The 23,015-nt window shown below is 27.5% G+C and carries 24 protein-coding genes; 16 read left to right on the plus strand and 8 right to left on the minus strand.

The features are described from left to right. Positions 1-89: 89 nt before the first annotated feature. Genes KHQ81_13905 through KHQ81_13915 form a run of 3 tightly spaced genes read right to left on the minus strand, consistent with a single transcriptional unit; the run spans position 90 to position 2,725 of the window. Positions 90-713, minus strand: coding sequence for an orotate phosphoribosyltransferase (locus tag KHQ81_13905; protein ID QVK17906.1), 624 nt, complete (start codon positions 711-713; stop codon positions 90-92). Between the two features lies 1 nt (position 714). Next, entirely contained in the window at positions 715-1,419 is a 705-nt protein-coding gene (gene pyrF, locus KHQ81_13910; GenBank protein QVK17907.1) for an orotidine-5'-phosphate decarboxylase, read from the minus strand. A gap of 10 nt (positions 1,420-1,429) precedes the next feature. After that, positions 1,430-2,725 carry a dicarboxylate/amino acid:cation symporter gene (locus KHQ81_13915; protein ID QVK19650.1) on the minus strand — a complete coding sequence of 432 codons (1,296 nt, stop codon included), beginning with the start codon at positions 2,723-2,725 and terminating at the stop codon, positions 1,430-1,432. A 637-nt stretch (positions 2,726-3,362) separates the two neighbouring features. Between KHQ81_13915 and KHQ81_13920 the strand changes: the two genes are divergently transcribed. Continuing rightward, positions 3,363-4,301: a hypothetical protein gene (locus KHQ81_13920; protein ID QVK17908.1), complete on the plus strand. Its 939-nt coding sequence runs from the start codon at positions 3,363-3,365 to the stop codon at positions 4,299-4,301. A 309-nt stretch (positions 4,302-4,610) separates the two neighbouring features. Further along, the gene (locus KHQ81_13925; GenBank protein ID QVK17909.1) at positions 4,611-5,339 is read left to right on the plus strand and encodes an InlB B-repeat-containing protein; all 729 of its coding nucleotides are present in this window, start codon (positions 4,611-4,613) and stop codon (positions 5,337-5,339) included. Positions 5,340-5,805: 466 nt separating this feature from the next. Here the strand turns inward: KHQ81_13925 and KHQ81_13930 are convergent, their stop codons facing one another. Beyond that, entirely contained in the window at positions 5,806-6,198 is a 393-nt protein-coding gene (locus KHQ81_13930) for an IS110 family transposase (protein QVK17910.1), read from the minus strand. Positions 6,199-6,772: 574 nt separating this feature from the next. Between KHQ81_13930 and KHQ81_13935 the strand changes: the two genes are divergently transcribed. From KHQ81_13935 to KHQ81_13965, 7 genes are all read left to right on the plus strand, one after another. Further along, the gene (locus KHQ81_13935) at positions 6,773-7,174 is read left to right on the plus strand and encodes a MerR family transcriptional regulator (protein QVK17911.1); all 402 of its coding nucleotides are present in this window, start codon (positions 6,773-6,775) and stop codon (positions 7,172-7,174) included. Further along, on the plus strand, positions 7,164-8,315 hold the full coding sequence (locus tag KHQ81_13940; GenBank protein QVK17912.1) for an aldo/keto reductase: 1,152 nt from the start codon (positions 7,164-7,166) through the stop codon (positions 8,313-8,315). Before KHQ81_13935 ends, KHQ81_13940 begins: the two co-directional genes overlap by 11 nt. A 15-nt stretch (positions 8,316-8,330) precedes the next feature. Next, positions 8,331-9,020 carry a 23S rRNA pseudouridine(2604) synthase RluF gene (rluF, locus tag KHQ81_13945; GenBank protein QVK17913.1) on the plus strand — a complete coding sequence of 230 codons (690 nt, stop codon included), beginning with the start codon at positions 8,331-8,333 and terminating at the stop codon, positions 9,018-9,020. A 345-nt stretch (positions 9,021-9,365) separates the two neighbouring features. Further along, complete coding sequence (locus KHQ81_13950) at positions 9,366-10,616, plus strand: GNAT family N-acetyltransferase (protein ID QVK17914.1); 1,251 nt, start codon at positions 9,366-9,368, stop codon at positions 10,614-10,616. 24 nt (positions 10,617-10,640) lie between these two features. Next, the gene (locus tag KHQ81_13955; GenBank protein ID QVK19651.1) at positions 10,641-12,074 is read left to right on the plus strand and encodes a TldD/PmbA family protein; all 1,434 of its coding nucleotides are present in this window, start codon (positions 10,641-10,643) and stop codon (positions 12,072-12,074) included. Next, positions 12,071-13,375 (plus strand): TldD/PmbA family protein, encoded by a 1,305-nt coding sequence (locus KHQ81_13960; protein ID QVK17915.1) that lies wholly within the window; start codon positions 12,071-12,073, stop codon positions 13,373-13,375. Before KHQ81_13955 ends, KHQ81_13960 begins: the two co-directional genes overlap by 4 nt. Before the next feature lie 50 nt (positions 13,376-13,425). Further along, positions 13,426-14,505: a winged helix-turn-helix transcriptional regulator gene (locus tag KHQ81_13965; protein QVK17916.1), complete on the plus strand. Its 1,080-nt coding sequence runs from the start codon at positions 13,426-13,428 to the stop codon at positions 14,503-14,505. A gap of 33 nt (positions 14,506-14,538) precedes the next feature. On the opposite strand, the gene KHQ81_13970 is transcribed toward KHQ81_13965, so the two are convergent. Continuing rightward, positions 14,539-15,027 carry an AAA family ATPase gene (locus tag KHQ81_13970; protein QVK17917.1) on the minus strand — a complete coding sequence of 163 codons (489 nt, stop codon included), beginning with the start codon at positions 15,025-15,027 and terminating at the stop codon, positions 14,539-14,541. Positions 15,028-15,191: 164 nt separating this feature from the next. On the opposite strand from KHQ81_13970, the gene KHQ81_13975 reads away from it, so the two are divergent. From KHQ81_13975 to KHQ81_13995, 5 genes are all read left to right on the plus strand, one after another. Further along, positions 15,192-16,046 (plus strand): ABC transporter ATP-binding protein, encoded by an 855-nt coding sequence (locus KHQ81_13975; GenBank protein QVK17918.1) that lies wholly within the window; start codon positions 15,192-15,194, stop codon positions 16,044-16,046. Beyond that, positions 16,039-16,767, plus strand: a complete 729-nt coding sequence (locus KHQ81_13980) for an ABC transporter permease (GenBank protein ID QVK17919.1) — start codon at positions 16,039-16,041, stop codon at positions 16,765-16,767. The genes KHQ81_13975 and KHQ81_13980 overlap by 8 nt, the downstream gene beginning before the upstream one ends. Position 16,768: 1 nt before the next feature. Beyond that, positions 16,769-17,491, plus strand: a complete 723-nt coding sequence (locus tag KHQ81_13985) for an ABC transporter permease (GenBank protein ID QVK17920.1) — start codon at positions 16,769-16,771, stop codon at positions 17,489-17,491. Positions 17,492-17,595: 104 nt separating this feature from the next. Beyond that, positions 17,596-18,207 carry a TetR/AcrR family transcriptional regulator gene (locus tag KHQ81_13990; protein ID QVK17921.1) on the plus strand — a complete coding sequence of 204 codons (612 nt, stop codon included), beginning with the start codon at positions 17,596-17,598 and terminating at the stop codon, positions 18,205-18,207. A gap of 150 nt (positions 18,208-18,357) precedes the next feature. Next, positions 18,358-19,338: a hypothetical protein gene (locus KHQ81_13995; protein QVK17922.1), complete on the plus strand. Its 981-nt coding sequence runs from the start codon at positions 18,358-18,360 to the stop codon at positions 19,336-19,338. Positions 19,339-19,362: 24 nt separating this feature from the next. Here the strand turns inward: KHQ81_13995 and KHQ81_14000 are convergent, their stop codons facing one another. Genes KHQ81_14000 through KHQ81_14010 form a run of 3 tightly spaced genes read right to left on the minus strand, consistent with a single transcriptional unit; the run spans position 19,363 to position 20,432 of the window. Beyond that, complete coding sequence (locus KHQ81_14000; GenBank protein ID QVK17923.1) at positions 19,363-19,959, minus strand: manganese catalase family protein; 597 nt, start codon at positions 19,957-19,959, stop codon at positions 19,363-19,365. A 1-nt stretch (position 19,960) separates the two neighbouring features. Continuing rightward, positions 19,961-20,230: a spore coat protein CotJB gene (locus KHQ81_14005; GenBank protein QVK19652.1), complete on the minus strand. Its 270-nt coding sequence runs from the start codon at positions 20,228-20,230 to the stop codon at positions 19,961-19,963. A 25-nt stretch (positions 20,231-20,255) separates the two neighbouring features. Continuing rightward, a complete protein-coding gene (locus KHQ81_14010; GenBank protein QVK19653.1) occupies positions 20,256-20,432 on the minus strand; it encodes a spore coat associated protein CotJA in 177 nt (58 codons plus the stop codon). 141 nt (positions 20,433-20,573) lie between these two features. Here KHQ81_14010 and KHQ81_14015 point away from each other — a divergent pair, with 141 nt between their 5' ends. After that, on the plus strand, positions 20,574-21,671 hold the full coding sequence (locus KHQ81_14015; GenBank protein ID QVK17924.1) for an ATPase: 1,098 nt from the start codon (positions 20,574-20,576) through the stop codon (positions 21,669-21,671). Positions 21,672-21,789: 118 nt separating this feature from the next. Next, positions 21,790-23,007: a peptidase T gene (gene pepT, locus KHQ81_14020; GenBank protein QVK19654.1), complete on the plus strand. Its 1,218-nt coding sequence runs from the start codon at positions 21,790-21,792 to the stop codon at positions 23,005-23,007. Positions 23,008-23,015 lie beyond the last annotated feature (8 nt).

The raw sequence follows: 23,015 nt of genomic DNA on the forward strand, positions 1-23,015 counted from the left end.
AACCCTCTAAAGAGGGTTTTTTGAGTAGAAGAGTAGTTATAGCTTTGTAGATATTAGTAATCCACCAGTTTAGCTGGTGGATAATTTATTTATTTCGTCCAAGTAGTTGGATTTTCATACCAGTTCGATAATTGCTTAAATTCTTGATTTGTTATATAGTTTTCTTCAAGAGCGACATGGATTAACACATTATAATTAGATAATGAATGATAAGATATCTGTTCTTTACTAAAGTTAAGATTAGCTTCTTTAAATAGGTAACTAAATATTGAAACGACACCTAATACACTCACATTTTTTTCTCGTAATGTTTTTACAACTTCTAATGATGATTTACCAGTAGAAATTAAATCTTCGATTACAACTACTTTTTGGTGTTCAGTAATCTTTCCTTCAATCGCATTTGTTTTCCCATGAGTTTTAGCGCTAGTTCTTACATAACCCATTGGTAAATCAAGGATATCTGCAACAAGAGCAGCATGGGCAATGCCAGCTGTAGCAGTTCCCATAATCATTTCAACATCTGGATAATGTTGTTTTATTAATTTAGCTAATCCTAATTCAATCTCTTTTCTTATTTTGGGATAGGATAATGTTAATCGATTATCAGTATAAATTGGCGCTAAAATACCTGATGCCCATGTATAAGGATTATTTGGCTGTAATGTAACAGCATTTATATCTAATAAATATTTCGCTATTTTTTTTTCCATATTATCTCTCACTTCCTATAAATTTTCCAACTATATGTTTATACGTATTGACAGGGTCTTTGGAATGAGTAATGCTTCTTCCAACGACAATGTAATTTGTTCCAAGAGTTTTAGCTATTTGAGGTGTAGCAACTCTTACTTGATCATTTAAATCATCATGTTCTAAACGTATTCCGGGGGTTACCGTTAAAAACGAATTTCCTAATTTTTCATGAATAAGTTTTGATTCTAAAGGTGAACACACGATTCCATCTAAGCCTGCTTTTTTTGTATTTTCCGCATAATGCATAATACTATCATTAATAGATTTGTTAATTAATAATTCATGTTCTACTGTTTGTTGTGATAGTGATGTCAATAAAGTCACAGCTATACACAGAGGTCTTTTATTATTGCCTTCACTTAAACCTTCTATAGCGTATTTCATCATATCTATTCCACCTAAAGCATGGACATTAACCATATCAATGTCTAATTTAGAGAGATTTTTCATAGACTTGTACACTGTATTAGGAATATCATGAAGTTTTAAATCAAGAAAAATTTTATGACCTTTTGATTTTAACTCTTTAATAATATCAGTACCCTCTCTATAAAAAAGTTCCATTCCTACTTTTACATATAGATTTGAATTAAACTTATTTATAAATTGAAGTGTTTCTTGTTTGCTTGGAAAATCAAGCGCGATAATAACATCTTTTTGCATATTAACCCTTCTATCCATAATATACTTCTTCATCTAATAGATTTTCTGATTTCGCAACCACAATTGCCGTCGCACTATCACCTACGACATTAAGTGAAGTTACCAGCATTTCGATTGGGCGATTAATCGCAAGGATTAAGGAATATGCCATTAAAGCAGCTTCATTATTATAACCCATCCCTGTTAAAAGGGTACATAATATAATAGCTCCTGCACCAGGGGCTGCGGGGGTACCAATTGATGCTAAAACTGTCAATAAAGATATTAGGATAATATTACCTAATGATATGTCGTAACCTGCAAACGATGCGATAAATACTGTTGCAATTACTTGCATTATCGCTGTACCGTTCATATTTACAGTCATACCTAGTGGTAGAACAAATGAAGCCACTTCACTATCTACCCCTAATTCTTCAGTAGTTGTATTGGTGTTTAGAGGTAATGTAGAAGCACTTGATGATGTTGAAAACCCAAATAAAGCGACTTTACTAATTTTTTTCACAAATGGTAATGGGTTTAATTTTCCAAATACCATTACATATACAGCGTAACCAAAGATTAAGAACAATAACAAGCAAATCACTACTACAATAACATAAGATAATGCTGGATAAAGATGATCTACACCATAAATCGCAAATGTACGTGTTAATAATACAAAGATGGCGATTGGTCCGAATTTCGATATAACTATATTTAAAAATACAACTATGATTTGGTTAATATCTTCAAGTAATTTCTTTAAAACTAAAATCTTATCGTTTAATGTATTAATCGCTAAACCTGTCACGATTGCGACAAACACAACAGCTATAATACTTCCATTTGTTGAAAAAGCAGATAGTATATTACTTGGAATCGCATTTACAATTACTTGTAAAGGATTTCCACCAACTGTCCCTGATTTACTTGCAATGTTTTCAATACTTGTTTCAAATATACCTAAATGGTAACCTAATAACGCGAATGTACACGCAAGAATCAAAGCAAATAAATAGGTGGTAGAAAAACCAAAGATTGTTTTTAATGATATTCTTCCAAGTTTTTTAGTATCTGCAATTTTGCACATTGCAAGGGTGATAGATGTAAATACCATAGGTACTATTACTAGTTGTAATGCTCTAATAAAAAGTTGTCCTATGATATAAAAGATTCCTATTGCTTGATTGTTTTTGTGAATATCTTCAAATAAGATATTGTTGATACTATTCCAAAGTTGACTATTTCCATTTTTGATCAATTCTTCTCTTAAGAATATAAATCCTGTACCTACTAAAATACCTGCCACTAAAGCAATAAACATATGCTTAGCGAGCTTATTGTTTTTTGATTTGTTTATCATACTAAAATCCTCCTATAATTTTTATAGGATACCAATAAAAAAAACCTTAAGCCAAAAAGATAGCTTAAGGTAAAACTCATAATAAACTATGTACAATTTTCCTTATTAGTCTCACAGGACTATCTTAAAGGCATCCTAATTCTTTTGTATTCTACACTAAACCCTAACTAATGTCAATTCCTTTTTTATAATAATTCACTATTATTAGACGCGTATTTTTCATAAAAAACTTTAAATTTTTCTTATTAAATCATTTAAATTAAGTATATTTAAAAAATAATTTGTATCAAGTCTTATTTAATAACCCAAAAATTACCATTATAATAACTAAAAATATTAATGATGAACTGTACCATAAATGAACTAGAAGAATACCGACTGAGTTGGTATTCTTTTTTGAACTTAATATTTTATAAAAAAGATTTGTTGGTTTACCTTTAGTAAGGTAAATCATTTTTTACCTAATAAATAAATTATAAAACAAAGTATATCTATCTCTATAATATACAAAAGAGTTATAGTAAGGTATAATTAAAAAAAAGGTAAATGAATAGTATTAAGGCTTATAATAAATTGAGAGAAATGAGGGGTTATAATAATGAATGATGTGAAATTTAAACGTAAAATAGCAAATAATAAATTGTGTGCTAAAATATGCTTTATTATTTTTGCTATATCGGCATTACTTTTTTATATTGGTATTATTATTGAGGATACAAAATATAAAATAGAATATGCAAAATTAATGAATATAGGGATGGTCATTATATTACTTTGTGGTATTTTATTTATCATTTTATACTATTTTTTTAAAACGAAAGCAACTAAGTATAGAATCCAATTAATAATAAATATATTACTAAATACTGATTATAGTTTTACTAGTATTCCATATGTAGAAACGAATAAAGCACAAGTATTATTTAAAGAATCAGATGTTATTACTAATATGTTTTTTAAGAAATATATCCAAGGTGAAATTATTGAGACACCATTCACATGGCGTTATCTCAAAGTGATGAAAGAGTATTGGTTCTTTTATCTATGCTTGGGAACTTTTTTATTAAATTTAATTAACATTGAAGTTTTAATAGTATTAACGATTATAACCTATATGTTATTTATCTACTTCAAAGGTGATTATCTTATAATTCACTTTGAAAATCCATTTTCATTTACAGGTTATAGTAAAAACATTAGATTTTTGAGAAAAGAAATAAAAAGCTTATCACATAAAGAGGTAGTTAATGATACTGTGATATACACTGATAATATTAAAGGATTTAAATCTTATGTTTCTAAGGATTTCTTACAAATCATAGAAAATATATCAAATATTAGAAAAGTTGAGTTTGCATTTTATTATAACCAATTTCATCTTGCTATAAAAAATAAGTATAGTATCTTAAATAATTCTGTTTGGATTAAACTAGATCAACAACTCAATCACTACTATCTATTAAATGACAATTTGAAACAACTGGTTCAATTAATAAATAATAAAAATAGGGATTTAATGAAAAGTGAAGTAAAATAGATTTTATATATTTTGAAAGAAATATAATGATACCCTTACTCCTTAAAAAGTATCAAAAAATTATAGTAAAGGTAACTGCAGTATGCTACAGAGGTTCATCAAAGTATAAAGAAAAAAAATATTACTTGTTACGAATAGGATTTAAAAAAGTATGTTGAATAATTTTTGTTAGAAGAATGTTAAATTAGTGTTATTCAATCAATTATTCTGAATATTTACAATTTAATTGATAAAATGGGACTAGTTATGTGAAGTATGGTAATATAGGGTTTTATATAATAATTTGATAATATATAAGGGAGATTAATTATGAGTGCAATATTTAAAATGCTAGTACTTTCTTTATTATTAGTAAGTATAACGGGATGTTACACTAGATACAATCAACGAGAAGTGGATGATGATCGGAAGTACAATCATAATGGATTCAAATGTTATAAAGGTTTTGATTGGGTAACTTCAATTCATAGGCTATATGCAATTAATGATGAATTGAAACAAAAAAAGGAAATTCATTTTTATAAAGTGTGTGAAGAACCATGCACTATTTTTGGTAAAGATGTAGAGGATAAACTCGAAGATGATTTAAACTCTATTAATCTAGAAGTTGCATATATTTATCCTGCATCTAATAATGATAAGTTTCACTATTTAATCAAGAAAAAATTTCCAAATTTAAAAAAAATAATTTTTATGGAAGATATGAACAATTCTATTCCAAATTTTGATGGTATAGAAATATATTCAAGAAATGGGATTTCTATAAAAGAAGAAGGAAATGGAGGGTATATTAAAGAATCAAGAGCTACTTTTTACATTAATTATGACTCTAATGAAAAAGTGATAAGTCCGTATTATCAAATAAGTTTTGATAATACAGATGAAATGATTACTAAGCCATCAAATCCATATAGAGAAGGTTATATATTTGATGGTTGGTATATTGAAGAAGAATGTTTAAATATGTTTAATTTTAATGATGTAAATAACAAAAAAATCGATAGTATTAATTTATATGCTAAGTGGATAAAAAAATAATATGGTTTTGTTATTGAAATTAAAAATATTATTAAAGCCAAAATCAATAATAAAACCTTATTACACACGATTGAAAGGTATTTACATAATAACTGTTAAAGAAAACAAAGGATAAGTTATAATAAATTTATCCTTTTTAATTAAATGTAATCATAACTAATGTATAGTGTAAATTAATTATACATTTAAGGAAATAATAAAATCTATTATATTCAAATGTTGATTAAAGAACATGTTTTTTTAGTAAACTAGTATAACAAAATAATATATTAAACAATTATTTAATTAAAATTATTTAAAAAAAGGTTGACCTAAAGTTAACTCTAGGTAATATATTTATAATGAGCTAACTATTTAGAATGCAAGTGTTTTTTAATAAAAATTTTAAAAAATATTTTCTAAATAAATAAGTATGCAAAAAGAACTCAAGGAACTTTGAGTTTTAGATCTTTGATAATTTAATATGTTAATGATTAGTTACATAAGCTGTATTATATTTCAATATAGAATATATGGTTCTTATAACTTTCTTTCCTACATGGCTTAATGCAACAAAATGGTGTTTACCTTCATTAATCTTTTTTTGATAATATTTAGAGAATTTTTCATCTGAATGAATGATTCTATTAGATACATGATGTATTGCATAACGCATGTATTTTGAGCCTCGTTTTGACATTTTCGAATTACTAGATTCAAATTCACCAGATTGATAAATAGATGGTTCAGCACCAATAAAAGCAACTAGTTTATCTTCACTAGAAAATAATGAAATATCGCCAATACCGGCAATTAATATTGCTCCTGTTGTATATCCAACGCCAGGAATAGAAAGAATTATAGAAAAGTGTTTATCCATTATTTCTTTTATGTAGTTATCGTATTGATCTAGTTGTGAATTTAAAAACTGAATTTTCTCAACAATTAATCGGATTTCAAAAGCATAATATGAAGCATCATCGCCAATAGATTCTTTCGCTAATTGTTTAATTAATTTCGCAGTGGTTAAATAGTGATGGCCCTTAGAATGCTTTTTAAGAAGATTAGATAACGCATCTATACGTGTGTTTTTGATTACAGAAGGAATAGAGTAGGTTTTTAATAATTCTAATGAACAATTTAATCATGTTTTTTCGAAGCAACATCAATACCTACATAAATCATGATATATAAATCCTCCCATATAAATAGCTATTACTAGTAGCGTGTCACTACAAACTTTATAAATGTAACCTCGCTATTGATAAACAGTCTATTCGCTGTAACTAACTAATTAACATATTAAATAAAGCTGTAGCTATAAACTCACTAAAACAGTCTTATAAGCTGTAAGGTGACAGAAAATAGTCTACTAGTTATTAAATATAATTATAATATAAAAAATGTAGTTACAGCAAATTATGACTGTAATTACATTATACGAGGTGATAAGTATGTTAATCAATTGTATTTCTAAAAGATGTGGTGTATCTATTGATACTTTACGATATTATGATAAAATAGGTCTCCTTAGCCCTAGTAGAAGAAATAAAATTAGGGATTATTCGGAAGAGGATGTTGAAATACTAGATACAATAATTGCGATGAAAAACATGTTATTTAGTTTAGAAGAAATTAAAAATATATTGGATTTAGATTATCAGATTGACCAACAAATGAAAAACCAACAGATTGATTATAAGGTATGTAAAGTTTTATTAACTGAACTTAATAATAAATATGAAGCAATGATAAAAAAAGAATCTGATATTAAAAAAATTAAAGGACAATTGAAACACTTAATATCTAAAATAAATGATTTAATTACTAGAGAGGTGAATGAAGATGGTCAGTAATTTACCGATATCTAAAATAGGGTATGGATGTTATGCATTAAGTGGTGCTTATGGTAATCAGATGAGTCATTCAGAAAAGATGACATTAATCAATCAAGCGTATGACTTAGGAATCACTTATTATGATACAGCAAGTAGTTATGATGATACAGAAAGTATATTAGGAGAAACATTAAAAAGCAAAAGGCATAATGTTACTTTTGCTTCAAAAGTTGGAATGGATGGCGTAAAAGCTAATTTAACTAAACAAGGTATTATTAAATCATGTGAAAATAGTTTGAAAAATTTAAAAACAGATTATATTGATATATATCAAGTTCATTATAATGACCCTAATACACCTATTAGTGAAACGATTGCTGGGTTTGAGCAATTAAAAAAAGATGGAAAAATTCGATATTATGGCATTGGTCACTTACCAATATATGAAACGATTGAATATTTAAAAAACGGTAATGTATCAACCATACTAGCAGAAATGAGTGCAATCTCATTGTTTCGTTATCGGGAGTTAGAACCGTTGTTATCTAATTATGACTTTAGGATGGTTGCATTTAGCGTAACAGGAAGAGGAATGCTCTCAGGAAAAATTACTACTGATACGAAATTTGATAAAGATGATATAAGGTCAATTGATCCCTTGTTTAAACGAAACAAATTGAAGTTTGGTATTAATATTGCTAACAATCTTAAATTAATCGGAGAAAAGCATCATAAAACAGCTGTACAGATGGCAATCGCTTGGGTTTTACAAAAAAAAGGAATTCTTACTGCTTTAATAGGACCTACTAAATATGAACATTTGAAAGAAAATACAGAAATATTAAATCATCAATTGAGTAATAAAACCATGAATGATATAGAGATCATGCTTGAAAAAGAACAAAAATTATTAGACAAATGTTTAAAAGATGATGTAGAATGTATCTTGAATCAATCGATGTGCACAAACTATAATCAATTGTATGAGGATTTAGTTTATGTGTTAGAATACTGTATTGAGAATAATGAATTATCATCTGAATTAGGGATTAAACTATTTGAGAAGTTATTAATCAATAAAAAAGTGAAAAATTATTCGATAAAGGCATTAGAAAGTGTAAAAAAAGAGATTCAAGATAATAGAATAATAAAAATATAAAAAGGAAGGTTAAAAATGCGAATAAATAAATACATTAGTGAATCTGGTATTTGTTCTAGAAGAGAAGCAGATAGATTAATAGAAAACAAGAGGGTAAAAATTAATGGACAAATTGCGGAAATTGGGAGTCAAGTCTCTGAAAATGATAGAATAGAAGTAGATGGTAAGATAATTGAGCGAAAAGATAGATCTATTTACATAGCCTTAAATAAGCCAGTTGGTATAACAAGTACAACAGATCGTTCAATAGAGGGGAATATTGTTGACTTCATTAATCATAAAGAAAGGATATTTCATATTGGGCGATTAGATAAAGATTCAGAAGGGCTTATTTTAATGACTAATAATGGAGACATTGTTAATGAAATCTTACGTGCTGAAAACAATCATGAAAAAGAATATATCGTAACAGTCAATAAAAAAATTACTGATGAATTCATAATAAACATGTCAAAAGGAGTAAGAATTCTAGGAACAACAACAAAACCATGTAAAGTAAGTAAATTAAATGATCGAATATTCAAAATAATAATTACACAAGGTTTAAATAGACAAATCAGGCGTATGTGCCAAGTATTTAATTATAAAGTTGTAAAACTACAAAGAGTAAGAATCATGAATATTCACCTTGGTAATTTAAAAATAGGAGAGTGGCGGTATTTAACACCTGAAGAATTACATGAATTGATGAATTTATTAAAATAATTGATAATGATTATAATTAGATATAAAAAGTGCTATGAATTTGTGTTTAATATAACTCATAATAAAATGGTTGATAGTATTTAATCCTCTGTAAAAAGAGGATTTTTTTTTAATATTGTTTTTATATTACCTAATAATGATAAATACATCCATAATATATTAAACAAAAACATAGACAAAAAGAAACTAATCATTTATATTTGAAAAAATCATTGACAATAGGTAAATGTCATAATATACTGTGTTTAGATGTGTATCTAAATGTATTTGATTTATATACAATAATTATTACTTGTTTAGATAGATATCTAAATAACGATAAATCAAAAGAAAGGGGGATTAAATATGAGTGTTGTTAAGAAAATTCCATCAGAAGATATAAAGAATTTTGTAATGCTTTATAGCAATGCATATCCTGGGATGTTAATTAATACTAATGAAGAGATAGAAAAGAGGGTAAGCTATTTTACTAAAATTCAAAATGATTCTTCAAGTGAAAATTTTTATGGTTTATATCGTGAAGGACAGCTACTTGGGGGGATGTTATTACATGATTTTAAAATGAATTTTCACAACAAAATAATGAATGTAGGTGGATTAGGTTCAGTAGCGGTTGAATTTTTACATAAAAAAGAAAAAGTCGCCAAAGAATTAGTTGAAGCTTATTTAAGACATTATAAAGATAGAAATGCGAATCTTGCTTTACTGTATCCTTTTCGTCCTGATTTTTACATGAATATGGGATTTGGATATGGAACGAAAATGAATCAATATAGGCTTGAACCAGGAAGTTTTCCAAAAAGTTCTTTAAGAAAAAATGTTTGTTTCTTAGATGAAAGTGATAAAAAGAATATTATCGATTGTTATAATTATTATGTTTATAATCATCATGGAATGATTGAACTGAAAGAACGTGAATCAGAGAATATGTTTAAAAATCCTAATTTAAAGGTGGTTGGTTATAAAATTAATCAAAAATTAGAAGGATTTATGTTTTTTAGTTTTAAACCAGATAAAAGTAATTTTTTACAAAATGATATGGTTATTCACAGATTAGTTTATAACACTAGAGATGCGTTAAAAGGTATGTTTTCATTTTTGTATTCTCAGCTTGATCAGATAAGACATGTTTTCATTAATACCCAAGAAGAGTCACTATATCATATCTTACAGAATCCAATGAATGATTCTAATCAAATCATTCCTCCTGTCTACCATGAAACAAATACGCAGGGTGTAGGATTAATGTATCGGGTGATTGATACAAAAGGTTTATTTATGGATTTAAAAGAGTTTAACTTTAATCATGTATCTTGCTTGTTAAAATTATCTATACATGATAATTTTGTGGAAGAAAATAATAAATCACTGTATATTGAATTCATTGATGGTTATGCACAAGTTACAAATGAAAAAGAATTTGATGTAGAGATATCGATGAATATAGCTGAGTTTTCATCATTAATCATGGGGGTTGTAAGTTTTAAATCCCTATATGATTACTCATTAGCCGATATTTCAGATATTAGTTATTTAGAAAAAATCAATAAATTATTTGCATTCTCTGAAAAACCAATCTGTATGACAGGTTTTTAAAAATAAATTAAGAATAGGTGGTGTATTAAGTTGGCAATGACATCTAAATATTTAACACAACAAAAAAATGTTGTGAAAGAATTAGTTGACAGACTGTCAAAAAAGTTTGAATTTGTATCTGTTCTTGGTGTAGATACAAACGGAAAAAATTTTCGTGTAAATCGTAGTGGAACATCAATTGAAGATTCGATGTGGACAGAGAGAGGATTTTTAGTAAGAGTTTATCAAAATGAAATGTATAGTGAGTATGCATTTAATAAAATTTCAGTTGAGAAATTGGATACTATTGAAAAAGAAATAATTCTTAAAACTAAAGTTTCTGAAAATGTAAAAAGAAGTCCGTATGTAAAATTAATTAAATATCCACTTTTAGAAGAAGAAGAAGTCGTTGGTTCATTTATTAAAAACAAAGATATTGAAACCGAAAAATTAGATCATCAATTAATTGTGGATAAGTTAAATTCAATCAAGGACAATGCATTTAAAAAATCTGATCTATTGGTAAATGTTATTGTAGGATTTGAACAAGTAAATATTTCGAAAATATATATTTCAAACAGAAAGAATCTTGAACAATCTTATACATGGGGAAATGCTGTATTAGCACCGATCGCTAGAAAAGGTCAGGAAAACAAATACTTCTATGAAGGATTCTCTAGTTTAAATCCAATGGAATTATTGGATCAATTAGAGTCAAATTATGAAGAAGTAGTTAATAAATCTTTAGCGTTATTAGATGCTGAAAAAGTAACACCAGGTGTCTACGATATTATTTGTGAACCTGATATTACAGGGTTAATTGCTCATGAAGCTTTTGGACATGGTGTAGAAATGGATATGTTTGTTAAGAACAGAGCGAAAGCCGTTGAATATATTGAAAAACCTGTAGCATCAGAACTTGTAACAATGCATGACGGTGCAGCTAGTGCAGAAGATGTTTCATCTTATGCATTTGATGATGAAGGTGTATTAGCACAGGATACAGTTGTTATTGACAGGGGGATATTAAAGACAGGAATTTCAGATGTAATTTCTGCATTAAGATTAAATAAAAAGCCTAGTGGAAATGGTAAAAGACAATCATACCATAGAAAAGCTTATTCAAGAATGACAAATACTTTTTTTGATGGTGGAAAAGATAAGTTAGAAGATATGATAAAATCCATTGAATTTGGTTATTTAATTACTGGAATGATGAGTGGAATGGAAGATCCTAAAAACTGGGGTATTCAGTGTGTTGCTATGATGGGTGAAGAAATAAAAGATGGGAAATTAACTGGAAAATACGTATCACCAGTTATTATGACTGGATATGTACCAGATTTATTAAAATCAATTTCTATGATGTCAGAAAAAGTGGAGTTGTTTGGAACAGGAGTATGTGGAAAAGGTCATAAAGAATTGGTTAAGGCTTCAGATGGGGGTCCATACATTAAAGCGAGGGTGAGATTAGGATGAGGTTAGATCGATTAATAGAAATTTTAAATAATAGTGAAAGTATAAATGGATGGAAATTAGAAGAAACTAATCAAAAATCATATGAATTGTATTATATTAGACGAGATTTAGAAATGAACCGAGCAAAAAACATACATAATATTCGGTTAACTGTATATAAAGACTTTGATATAGATGGTGTTGAATATAAGGGAAGCTCTGTAACTAAATTACATCCTACGATGACTGAAGAAGAAATCATTCAAGCAATTAATAATGCTGCTTATGCTTCTCAATTTGCCAAGGTGCTTTATTATCCACTTGTAAAACCAAGTGAAGAAAAATTAGAAGTGATTGAAAGTAATTTTAAAGAAAAACCAATTGAAGAATATTTATCTGCAATAGTGGAAGCTATTTTTAAAGTGGATGTTTATGAAAAAGGATCAATTAATTCAACTGAAATATTTATCACTAAACTGAAAACACGACTAGTAAATTCATGTGGAATTGATTATTCATCTGAAAAATATTTAGGAACAGTTGAGTTTATTACCAATTGGAAAGAAGAAAAAGAAGAAATAGAATTATTCCAACATATTGATTTTGGTGATATGGATAGTGAGAAGTTAACTCAGGAAGTTAAAGAGATGCTAGAAATGAGTAGAGCTAGAGCAATTTCAAAATCAACACCTGCTTTAGGAAAACATCGAGTGATTTTATCAGGAGAATCAGTAAAACAAATGATGGAGTACTACTACAACCAATCTGCTACAGGATATGTTTATGAGAAGTTTTCAACAGCTAAAATAGGTGAAAGTATTCAAGGTGATGAAATTAAAGGTGACAAACTATCGATAACACTAAAACCTTGTTTAAGTGGATCGATACACTCAGCAGTTTTTGATAATGATGGTGTAATATTAAAAGAAGTTAATATTATTAAAGATGGAATAATAAAAAGTTTATGGGGTAATCAAAGATATTCTTATTATTTAGATTTAAAGCCAACTGGAGTTATTCGTAATATGGAAGTAATGTGTGGTAAAAAATCAATTAAGGAATTAAAGAAAGATCCTTATTTAGAAGTAGTATCTTTTTCTAGTTTCCAATTAGATGATTTTACAGGTTATTTTGGTGGTGAAATCAGATTAGGTTGGTATTATGATGGTAATGAAATCATACCAGTATCTGGTGGTTCTATTTCTGGAAATATAAAAGATAAACATGGTGAAATGTATTTATCTTCAGAAAAAATATCTATTAATGAATATTTAGGACCAAAACACATGGTAATAAATGATGTTACGGTTGCAGGAAATTAAAAATGTAGAAGGTTATTCAGGTGAATAACCTTCTTGTCTAAGGAGTAAAAATGAAACACTTGAACAAGGACTTTAAGCTTGATGTTAATCAAGCAATTGAATTTCAAAATGTATTAGTAGCTCTTTATGGACAAAATAATTTTTATAAATTCTTAGAAGAAGATAATATAAAATTTGATTGTTTAGTTGATAAATACATTGAAAAAATGAAAAAGAAACTCACATTATATATGAAATGGGAATTAAACTATTTTTTCAATATGGGAGAATTTACACTGTATAGTATGGGTAGAATGATTTATATGAAATATATTCTTAATCATTCACCTATAAAAAAAGTAGAAGAATTAATCCGAATTATAGAAAATAGTGATTCTATAATATTCGCCAAAGCTATATTTTTATGCCATATGTACATTAATAAGTCTAGGATAAATTTTAAAAAAGTAGAAAAAGAAGTGAATAGTATTTCTGAGATGATAGAAATTATAAAAAACACAACCTATCAATTTGAAGATACGAAAGTAAAAATTATTGAATGTCTAGAAAATCTTGAAGAAACTAAACAACGATATTGTTTACTTCTTAACAATATATATCAAAAGATATACAAAACATATGAAGAAGATATACTAAAATTAGTAATAAAGAAAAAAACAAAATATGAAGATCGCTTTAATCGTGATCCCGAACAATTTTGTAAAGATTGTTTTAATACAGATTTAGAAGTGTTTGGGAATAAAGTGTGTATTCACATCAGTTTTTTCTGGAATATTGGGTATGAGTATTGGCCTAAACAATTTGGTGAAGAAGTGATTATTCTTGGTGCAAACTCACATTTAAAGGATATAACTATACCTCAAAAAGAAAAAATCTTTAACTTTTTGAAGACGATATCTGATAAGAGTCGTTTAGAAATAATCCATTTATTATCAGAAAGGCCATATTATGTAAATGAGTTGGCTGAAAAATTAAATTTTAGTACAGCAACCATCTCTTATCATTTAAGTAAATTACAAGAAATTAATATAGTTGATTTTAAAAGAAGAGATCAACGATTTTATTACTTTTTATTAGATAATCAAATTAAAAATTTATTTAAAGAAGCATCAGAACTATTTGTAGAATAAATAACAAAAAAAAGTGGAAACATTCCACTTTTTTTATATTATCATCTTTTTAATTTGATTGGCTACACCATCCACACCTTGATTATCAGTATTTATTTTTGTTGTGTCTAACTGTTGATACATGGAGAGTCTATTAAGACTGGTATTTATGCTATCTACATCTCTGTTATCGTTTTTCATTCGTTTTTCTAAAGTTTCTTTACTACATACTAAAGAAATATGATATTGTTGTGTCGCTTGTAAATTGAGATTGTTTAATATTTCATTTATGATTTCTTGCTTATGCATAACCCACGAGAAGATGATGTATCGAAAATTATCATTTTGAAGATAGTTATTTAATAAATAGCATATATTTTTAATTACCATTTGTTTATTTGATTCATCAAAGTTCCATGGATTCATTTGCCAACACCAATCACCATCTAACCAAATTGAGGGTTGAAGGATGTTATGAAGTGCCTTACTAGTTGTTGTTTTTCCAACGCCCATTGTACCGCCAATAAAGATTATTTTTTTCATGTTTTCACCTCGTATTATAAGTTTATTATAGCATGTAATTAAAATTTTTAAAAAAAATGATTAAAAAAAGTTGACAAAGATAAATATGTGACATATAATAGACTACGTAGTCTAGACCATATGGTCTAGACCGATAAGTCTATTAATTGGGGAGGAATGTAAAAATGTTTAATGTTGAGAATTTAACATTTAAATATCCAAAAAACAAACAGAATACAATTAAAGGAATTAGTTTTGAGATTAAACCAGGTGAAATATTTGGTTTATTAGGTCCTAGTGGTGTAGGTAAAAGTACTACTCAGAAGATTTTAACAAAGTTATTAACCAATTATTCTGGTGTAGTCAAGTACAAAGGTAAAAATCTAGATACATATAAAAAAGATTTTTATCAAGAAATTGGTGTTGGATTTGAAATGCCTGTTCACTTTTCAAAATTGACAGCGGAAGAAAATTTACACTTTTTTCAAAAATTATATCGAAGTCATGCTGATATTGATGAATTATTAAAAAGAGTTGGATTATATGAACACAGAAAAAAACAAGTGAATGAATTTTCAAAAGGAATGAAATCAAGATTAAATTTTGTACGTGCACTAATTAATAATCCTAAAATTTTATTCCTAGATGAACCAACAAATGGATTAGATCCTAAAAACGCTAAAGTTATCAAAGACATAATAAGAGAATATAAAGCTAATGGAGGAACTGTGTTATTAACAACACATCTTATGAATGATGTTGATGAATTGTGTGACCGTGTTGCTTTCTTAGCAGATGGAGTAATAGCAGAAATTGATACCCCGAAAAATTTAAAATTAAAACATGGGAAGCGTGAAGTAGAAGTAGAGTATGAACAAAATGAAAAAGTTATAAAAAATCAATACGAGTTAGATAATATAGGATTAAACAATGATTTTATAAATGTGATTAAAAATAATAAAATTATCACAATTCACAGTAAAGAAACAACCTTAGATGATATTTTCATCAAAGTAACAGGAGTGAAACATCATGAATAATTTTATTGTATTGTTAAAAGGTGAATTACAAAGAATGAAAAAATACAATATTGTTGCAGCAAGTTTTCTTACAGTACTTATATGGATTGGTGTTCTTCAATTTAGTGGTCAAAAAGATGTTACACATTTGTTTCCAATCTTCATATTTGTTGATGCAACAACTATGTCGATGCTAATGATTGGGGTTACGATGTTTTTTGAAAAACAAGAAGGTGTATTGAAATCATTATTTGTTTCACCAATAAATAAAAATCAATACATTTTAGCTAAAACATTCGCAAATATTAGTTCAAATTTATTTACATTAATTGTCCTTTATATCTATTCTATATTAGTTAAAGAAATTCACGTTAATATTTTGGGGTTAATAGGAGCGGTTGTTCTTATAGCGATATTTCATTCATTAATTGGTTTTATCTTAACTTACTATTCTAAAGACTTTACAAATATGTTAATAGCAATGATGAAATATATTTTTGTTTTAGGTGTTCCTGTATTACTAGAACAATTATCAATTATTAAATCAGATATAATATCAAAATTATTGTATTTTGTTCCTACAAAAGCTTCTATGAATTTATTACAGGTAGCATCAAACACTACATTAAAGTCTTGGGAAGTGGTTATATCCCTTGCCTACATGATCATAGCTTCGATTTTGATTTTCATTTTTGTATCAAAAAGATTTGATAAATTTGCGATAAAGGAAAGTGGTGTATAACATGTATAAAAGTTTTTTAAAAAGTGAACTAAAGAAATGGTTTAGAGACTCAATGATGAAAGTTATGTTAATCTATCCACTAATATTATGTATCATTGGACGGTTTGTGATACCAGCTATCGCTAAAACAAGTCACTTTGAAGTTGATCCAATAGCAGACTATTTAGTCAGTGTACTAATTTTAATAACTCCATTAATATATGGTGCTTTAATTGGCTTTTCCATCTTAGATGATCGGGATGATAAAGTATTAACATCTATACGTATAACACCATTAAGTGTTCATCAATTTATCTCATTTAGACTAATTGTTGGGACGCTATTAGCTTTTATTGGTTGCATAATTGTTATGTGGTTTTCTAATATAGGTTCATTCACCTTTGGTGAAATTATTGCATTATCATTTTTATCAGCTTTAGCAACTCCGGTTAGCGGATTAATAATTAATGCCTTAGCGCATAATAAAATTGAAGGTTTTGCAGTAATGAAAGGGACTGGAACAATTATTATTTTTCCTATAATTGCTCTCTATTTTACTGATGCTAAAGAATTTATCTTTTCTCTAGCACCTGGATTTTGGCCAGCAAAAGCAATTAGTAGTATTGTTAGAAATGATAGTCTATTACTATCTTATACCCAATATTACTTAATAGGATTAATCTACGTAATTGTTCTAAACATTATCGTCTATCAAATTTTCTCAAAAAAAATGCAAGTAAATTAATCATTTAGGGATAAGTAATTTATCCTACTAATCATTTATTTTTTAACATATAGATGTTATAATAAATGACAGTGATAATTTCATACAGTAGAGGTGATTACATCATGGAAGATCATAAGAAAAATTTTGAGAAAAAACAGGAATTAATCGATGCAGCTATAGAAGAGTTTGGAAATAATGGGTATGAGAAAGCATCATTAAATAATATTTTAAAAGCAGCAGGGATTAGTAAAGGAACATTTTATTATCATTTTAAAAATAAAGAAGATCTTTATTTTTATCTATTGACCTTTATGGCAGAAGATAAACAGAAATTTTTTCAAGATAGATTAACAATGGAATTATTTAATCAAGATTTCTTTACCATATTTGAAAAATTAATTGAATTTGCCTTAGAATTTGCGACTCAAAATCCACAAATTAATAAATTTGCAGAAAGTTATATGAAAGAAAAAAATAATCTAATTTATCAAAAGATTGTTGAACATTTTGGTGATCAAAGAGTAGACTTTTTCGATGCTATTATTGATAAAGCTTATCAAAAAGGTGAAATTCGACAAGATATATCAATTGAGTTTCAGAAAAATATGGTTTATTACTTAATGACACATGTGGTTGAAATTGCTGATATCATAGAAATAGAAGATTTCAAAAAAGCATCGATAGAATTAATTAAATTTATCCGACATGGTCTAGAAAATTCAAATAATAATTAGGGTAAAAACTGTAAATGTGTCACATTTACAGTTTTTTTTATTAATAGTATAAATAAAAGAATCATTTCCTGTGATTCTTTTTTTAATATTATCATTAATAATCACAAATTTAAATAAGATATAAATAGATAGTTAACTTGGAGGAAAATTATGTTTAAAAAAATAGTAAATCCAGATTTATATCATGGTGAAAAGAAGAAGAAAAACTTTTTCGAGGGATGGTATTATAAAATTACTGATAAAGAAAATAAATATTCTTTCGCGTTTATTCCAGGTATTATAAAAGGTAAAATATTGGGTGAGGGACATTCTTTTATTCAGGTATTAGATGGTAAGAATCATAAATTTTATTATTTAAAATTTACTAAAGGTAATTTTAAATCTCAACATAAACCTTTTAGTATTGAAATTAATAATAATTTATTTTCATTGAAAGAAATTAGATTAAGTCACTATGATGAAAGGTTACAAGTTGTCGGATCGTTAAAAATAGTCGATGTCATTAAATGGCCAGATTCATTAATTAATCCAGGTAGTATGGGTTTTTATAATTATCTATGGTTTATGGAATGTTACAGTCAAGTTTGTTGCTTAGATGGAAAACTTGTTGGTAAGCTGATGATTAATCATGAAGAGATTGATTTTTCTGGTGGTAAGATATATATTGAAAAAAATTGGGGATCAAATTTTCCTGAAAATTATATCTGGGTTCAAGCAAATAATTTTTTTGATGAAAATGCTGCTTTATCTATGTCAATGGGACGTGTTCCTCTCGGGCGTTATCATTTTAATGGTTTTTTGACTGCGTTTCGCTTTAATAATAAAGTATATAAATTTACATCAATCAATCGTAGTAAGATGGATTTAGAATTTGATCAAAACAATGTTAATATTACCTTCAAAAAAGATAATTATCAATTGTCTATTGAAACAAGATGTAAAGCATCTGATTTTATGACAATTAAAGGACCAAGTGATGGAAAAATGAATCGTGACGTGAGGGAAAGTATTATCAGTGAGGTTAGAGTTGAATTAATTGATTTATATAAAGAAATGATTTTATTTCAAGGGATAAGTCAAAATTCAGGAGTTGAAATAATGGGAAATATCAGAACGTTATTAAGCAAATAAAAAAAGTTTATAATGAAAAAATCATTATAAACTAGTATCTTTTTTAACAACAAATTGATTTCTCATGGATTGATGTAATTGTATATCATCTAATGTTTCTCCAAATCTTTGAAAATGAATTACTTCTCTAACTCTTAGAAAATTAATTGGTTTTGTGACATCTGGGTCATCTGTTAGATTTAGTATTTGTTCGTAGGTAGCTCTTGCTTTTGATTCTGCTGCTAAATTTTCATGTAAGTTAGCAACAGGGTCACTAGTATTACTCATAGAAGCAGTTGTAAAAGCTTCTCCTGACGGGCTTTGTGGGAAAATGTGATTATCCCAGACAGCATAATAACCTTGAAGGCCTGCTTCCTTAAATTCTTCAGGCGTTGCATCTCTAGATAGTTGAAAAATGATAGATTGTATCATTTCTAGATGAGCTAGTTCTTCTGTACCAATATCATTTAATACAGCTTTAGATTTACTTGTTGGCATATTAATTCGTTGTGTTAAATAACGAATCGCTGCTCCTAATTCGCCATTTGGACCCCCAAATTGAGTTGATATCGCATTCGCTAATTTCAAGTTTGGTTTTCTGATATTAACTGGAAATTGTAATTTCTTTTCATATACCCACATATTATACCTCCATGTCTCCTTCCCATGGCCATTTGTCATCTTCAGCTACCCAATTCCAATAGTTACCACTAAAAGGAGATTCACCAAAGTTAAAAAATGGTCCATACTTTTCATTATATAATTGTCTTAATTGTTGTAATGACTTAGAAACATAACTATAATCCTTTAATGCTTGTGGATCATTCGGATGTGTATTTAAAAATAAATTTAAATCAACAGCAGAAAAACTTAATTCTTGTATTTTTTTATTTAACTCTTCTTTAGTTAACATATTTTCCATAACCTATTCCATCCTCCTATGATTTAAATGGATATGGTGATTTATATTCTTGATATAAATCTTTAAATATTGTACCTTTATATAAAGCCTCATTAACATTATATAAATTGTGATATTGTTGATAAGGTACATAAGCTTGAGCTAGTTTAGGACTATATTTATTATCTCGTGATTGCCTATAGACATGATTCATCATTTCTTGAAGCACCGCCTTCATTATTTTTTCGATATATGATATGTGTTTATGTTTTTTTTAGTTACATATAATAAATTAATTAGTATTTTTGTCTAGTAAAGACAATATAATATTAACGGATAAAAAAAGGAGGATAATATGAATAATATTTGTAAAGTAAAACATGTTTTTCCAGGTGGTAATACAACTCAAGGGTTTTATTCATTTTATGATTATATACTTCCTCAAGAAGAAGCTAATCATATTTATTGTCTTAAAGGTGGACCTGGTGTGGGAAAATCTTCATTTATGAAAAAAATAGGAAAAAAAATGACAGATTTAAATTATTTTGTTGAATATCATCATTGTTCATCAGATCCAAATTCATTAGATGCGCTTGTTATTCCATCTTTAAAAATTGCATTAATCGACGGAACTAGCCCTCATATAGTTGATCCTCAAAATCCTGGTGCTGTAGATGAAATCTTGAATTTAGGTCAATTTTGGAATGAAGAGGGTATGAAACAACATAAACATGATGTGATTAACACAAACGAAGATATCAAAAGACAATTTGATAAAGCTTATCAATATTTAAAAGCAGCTAAAGAAGTATATAATACCTACGAGATAACAGAGAAGAAGGCTTTTGATCAAAATGTATATAATGTGGTAAAGGCTAAATTAATTTCTGAATTGTTTCATAATATCCCAATAAAACACAAACTTGGAAAAGATCGCCATTTATTTGGATATGCATTAACCCCTATTGGGATTACAGAATTTCGAGATACTTTAATATGTAACTATGAGACAAGATATATTATTAAAGAATCAGTTGGAGCATCAAGTGAAGAGCTTATGAATGAAATTGTAAAAGAAGCAATTAAAAAAGGGTTATATCTAGAGTGTTATCACTCTCCAATTAAGGTAGAAAAAATAGAAGATATCTTAATTCCTGAATTAAACCTTTCAATCTCTGTGGATAATAAATATAATAACTTTGATTTTGAATATAATAAGAAAATAAATTTATTGAATTTATTAAATAAAGATACTCTTAATGATTATAATGATGAAATTAATGAAGATAAAGAACTATTTGAAGTCTTGCTCTATAAAGCATTACATTATATAAACAAAGCAAAAAGTCTTCATGATAAACTAGAAGAGTATTATATACCAAATATGAATTTCAAAGAAGTTGACAAATATATGGAAACAGTCCTTGCTAAAATATTGAAGAACAAAAAATAAATTAAAATCTCCAAGAGTGTATTCTTGGAGATTTTTACTTAATAAATGATTTAATTAATGATATAATAAAAATGTCAATAGTTGTAAAAACAATATTAATAAAAAATACTTAGGAGGAATAATGAAGGTTGAAGAAAGATTTTTAAATTATGTTAAGTTTGATACGACTGCAAATGAAGATTCTATGGATTGCCCAAGTTCAAAAGGGCAAATTGAATTAGCAAAATATATTGTAGATGAATTAAAGAACTTAGGAATAAAAGAAGTTGCATTAGATGAATTTGGTTATATTTATGCAACGATTCCAAGCAATATAGATAAGGAAGTTCCAACAGTAGGTTTTATAGCTCATATGGATACAAGCCCAGCTATATCTGGAAAAGACATAAAACCGAGAATTGTTAAATATGATAATGAAGATATTGTATTGAATAAGGAATTAAATATTACTCTATCAAATAAGGAGTTTCCTAATTTAAAGCAATATGTTGGCAAAGAATTGATTGTTACAGATGGTACGACTTTATTAGGTAGTGATGATAAAGCTGGTGCTTCTGAGATTATTACTGCGGTTGAATATTTATTAACTCATGATATTAAGCATGGAACAATAAAGATTGGATTTACACCAGATGAAGAAATTGGTCGAGGAGCAGATAAATTCGATGTTAAATTATTCAATGCTGATTTTGCTTATACGGTTGATGGTGGTGTGATTGGTGAATTACAGTACGAAAACTTTAATGCAGCAAGTGCAAAGATCAATATTCAAGGGAAAAGTGTTCATCCAGGTGATGCTAAAAATAAAATGATTAATGCTTCACTAATCGCAGCTCAAATCGCTTCAATGTTTCCAAAAGATGAAGTGCCTGAGAAAACGGAAGGTTATGAGGGATTTTATCATTTATCACAAATACAAGGGAATGAAGAAAAAGCAACGCTAGAATATATTATCCGTGATTTTGACAAGGATAGTTTTGAAAACCGTAAAACTTTTGTAAAAGAAGTTGTTAGTAGGATAAATGAAAAGTATGCTGAACCAATCGTCAAACTAACGTTAAAAGATCAATATTATAATATGAAAGAGAAATTTGAAAACGCAATGTACATTATTGACACAGCAAAAGAAGCAATGATGGATGTTGGTGTAGAGCCTAAAATAATTCCGATTCGTGGCGGAACTGACGGTGCTAGACTTTCATATATGGGATTGTTAACACCAAATATTTTTACTGGTGGACATAATTTTCATGGTAAATATGAATATGTTCCAATTGATTCAATGGAAAAAGCAGTTGAAGTCATATTAAAAATAATAGAAAAAGTTATAAAATAAGAGGAGGT

Source organism: Mycoplasmatota bacterium, from assembly GCA_018394295.1.
In the GTDB taxonomy this organism is placed as follows: Bacteria; Bacillota_I; Bacilli_A; order Haloplasmatales; family Haloplasmataceae; genus JAENYC01.

Excerpts from the sequence above, each read along its gene's own strand:
- KHQ81_13905 (QVK17906.1), bottom strand. The coding sequence starts at position 713 with ATGGAAAAAAAAATAGCGAAATATTTATTAGATATAAATGCTGTTACA.
- pyrF (QVK17907.1), bottom strand. The coding sequence starts at position 1,419 with ATGCAAAAAGATGTTATTATCGCGCTTGATTTTCCAAGCAAACAAGAA.
- KHQ81_13915 (QVK19650.1), bottom strand. The coding sequence starts at position 2,725 with ATGTTTATTGCTTTAGTGGCAGGTATTTTAGTAGGTACAGGATTTATA.
- KHQ81_13920 (QVK17908.1), top strand. The coding sequence starts at position 3,363 with ATGAATGATGTGAAATTTAAACGTAAAATAGCAAATAATAAATTGTGT.
- KHQ81_13925 (QVK17909.1), top strand. The coding sequence starts at position 4,611 with ATGAGTGCAATATTTAAAATGCTAGTACTTTCTTTATTATTAGTAAGT.
- KHQ81_13930 (QVK17910.1), bottom strand. The coding sequence starts at position 6,198 with ATGGATAAACACTTTTCTATAATTCTTTCTATTCCTGGCGTTGGATAT.
- KHQ81_13935 (QVK17911.1), top strand. The coding sequence starts at position 6,773 with ATGTTAATCAATTGTATTTCTAAAAGATGTGGTGTATCTATTGATACT.
- KHQ81_13940 (QVK17912.1), top strand. The coding sequence starts at position 7,164 with ATGGTCAGTAATTTACCGATATCTAAAATAGGGTATGGATGTTATGCA.
- rluF (QVK17913.1), top strand. The coding sequence starts at position 8,331 with ATGCGAATAAATAAATACATTAGTGAATCTGGTATTTGTTCTAGAAGA.
- KHQ81_13950 (QVK17914.1), top strand. The coding sequence starts at position 9,366 with ATGAGTGTTGTTAAGAAAATTCCATCAGAAGATATAAAGAATTTTGTA.
- KHQ81_13960 (QVK17915.1), top strand. The coding sequence starts at position 12,071 with ATGAGGTTAGATCGATTAATAGAAATTTTAAATAATAGTGAAAGTATA.
- KHQ81_13965 (QVK17916.1), top strand. The coding sequence starts at position 13,426 with ATGAAACACTTGAACAAGGACTTTAAGCTTGATGTTAATCAAGCAATT.
- KHQ81_13970 (QVK17917.1), bottom strand. The coding sequence starts at position 15,027 with ATGAAAAAAATAATCTTTATTGGCGGTACAATGGGCGTTGGAAAAACA.
- KHQ81_13975 (QVK17918.1), top strand. The coding sequence starts at position 15,192 with ATGTTTAATGTTGAGAATTTAACATTTAAATATCCAAAAAACAAACAG.
- KHQ81_13980 (QVK17919.1), top strand. The coding sequence starts at position 16,039 with ATGAATAATTTTATTGTATTGTTAAAAGGTGAATTACAAAGAATGAAA.
- KHQ81_13985 (QVK17920.1), top strand. The coding sequence starts at position 16,769 with ATGTATAAAAGTTTTTTAAAAAGTGAACTAAAGAAATGGTTTAGAGAC.
- KHQ81_13990 (QVK17921.1), top strand. The coding sequence starts at position 17,596 with ATGGAAGATCATAAGAAAAATTTTGAGAAAAAACAGGAATTAATCGAT.
- KHQ81_13995 (QVK17922.1), top strand. The coding sequence starts at position 18,358 with ATGTTTAAAAAAATAGTAAATCCAGATTTATATCATGGTGAAAAGAAG.
- KHQ81_14000 (QVK17923.1), bottom strand. The coding sequence starts at position 19,959 with ATGTGGGTATATGAAAAGAAATTACAATTTCCAGTTAATATCAGAAAA.
- KHQ81_14005 (QVK19652.1), bottom strand. The coding sequence starts at position 20,230 with ATGTTAACTAAAGAAGAGTTAAATAAAAAAATACAAGAATTAAGTTTT.
- KHQ81_14010 (QVK19653.1), bottom strand. The coding sequence starts at position 20,432 with ATGAATCATGTCTATAGGCAATCACGAGATAATAAATATAGTCCTAAA.
- KHQ81_14015 (QVK17924.1), top strand. The coding sequence starts at position 20,574 with ATGAATAATATTTGTAAAGTAAAACATGTTTTTCCAGGTGGTAATACA.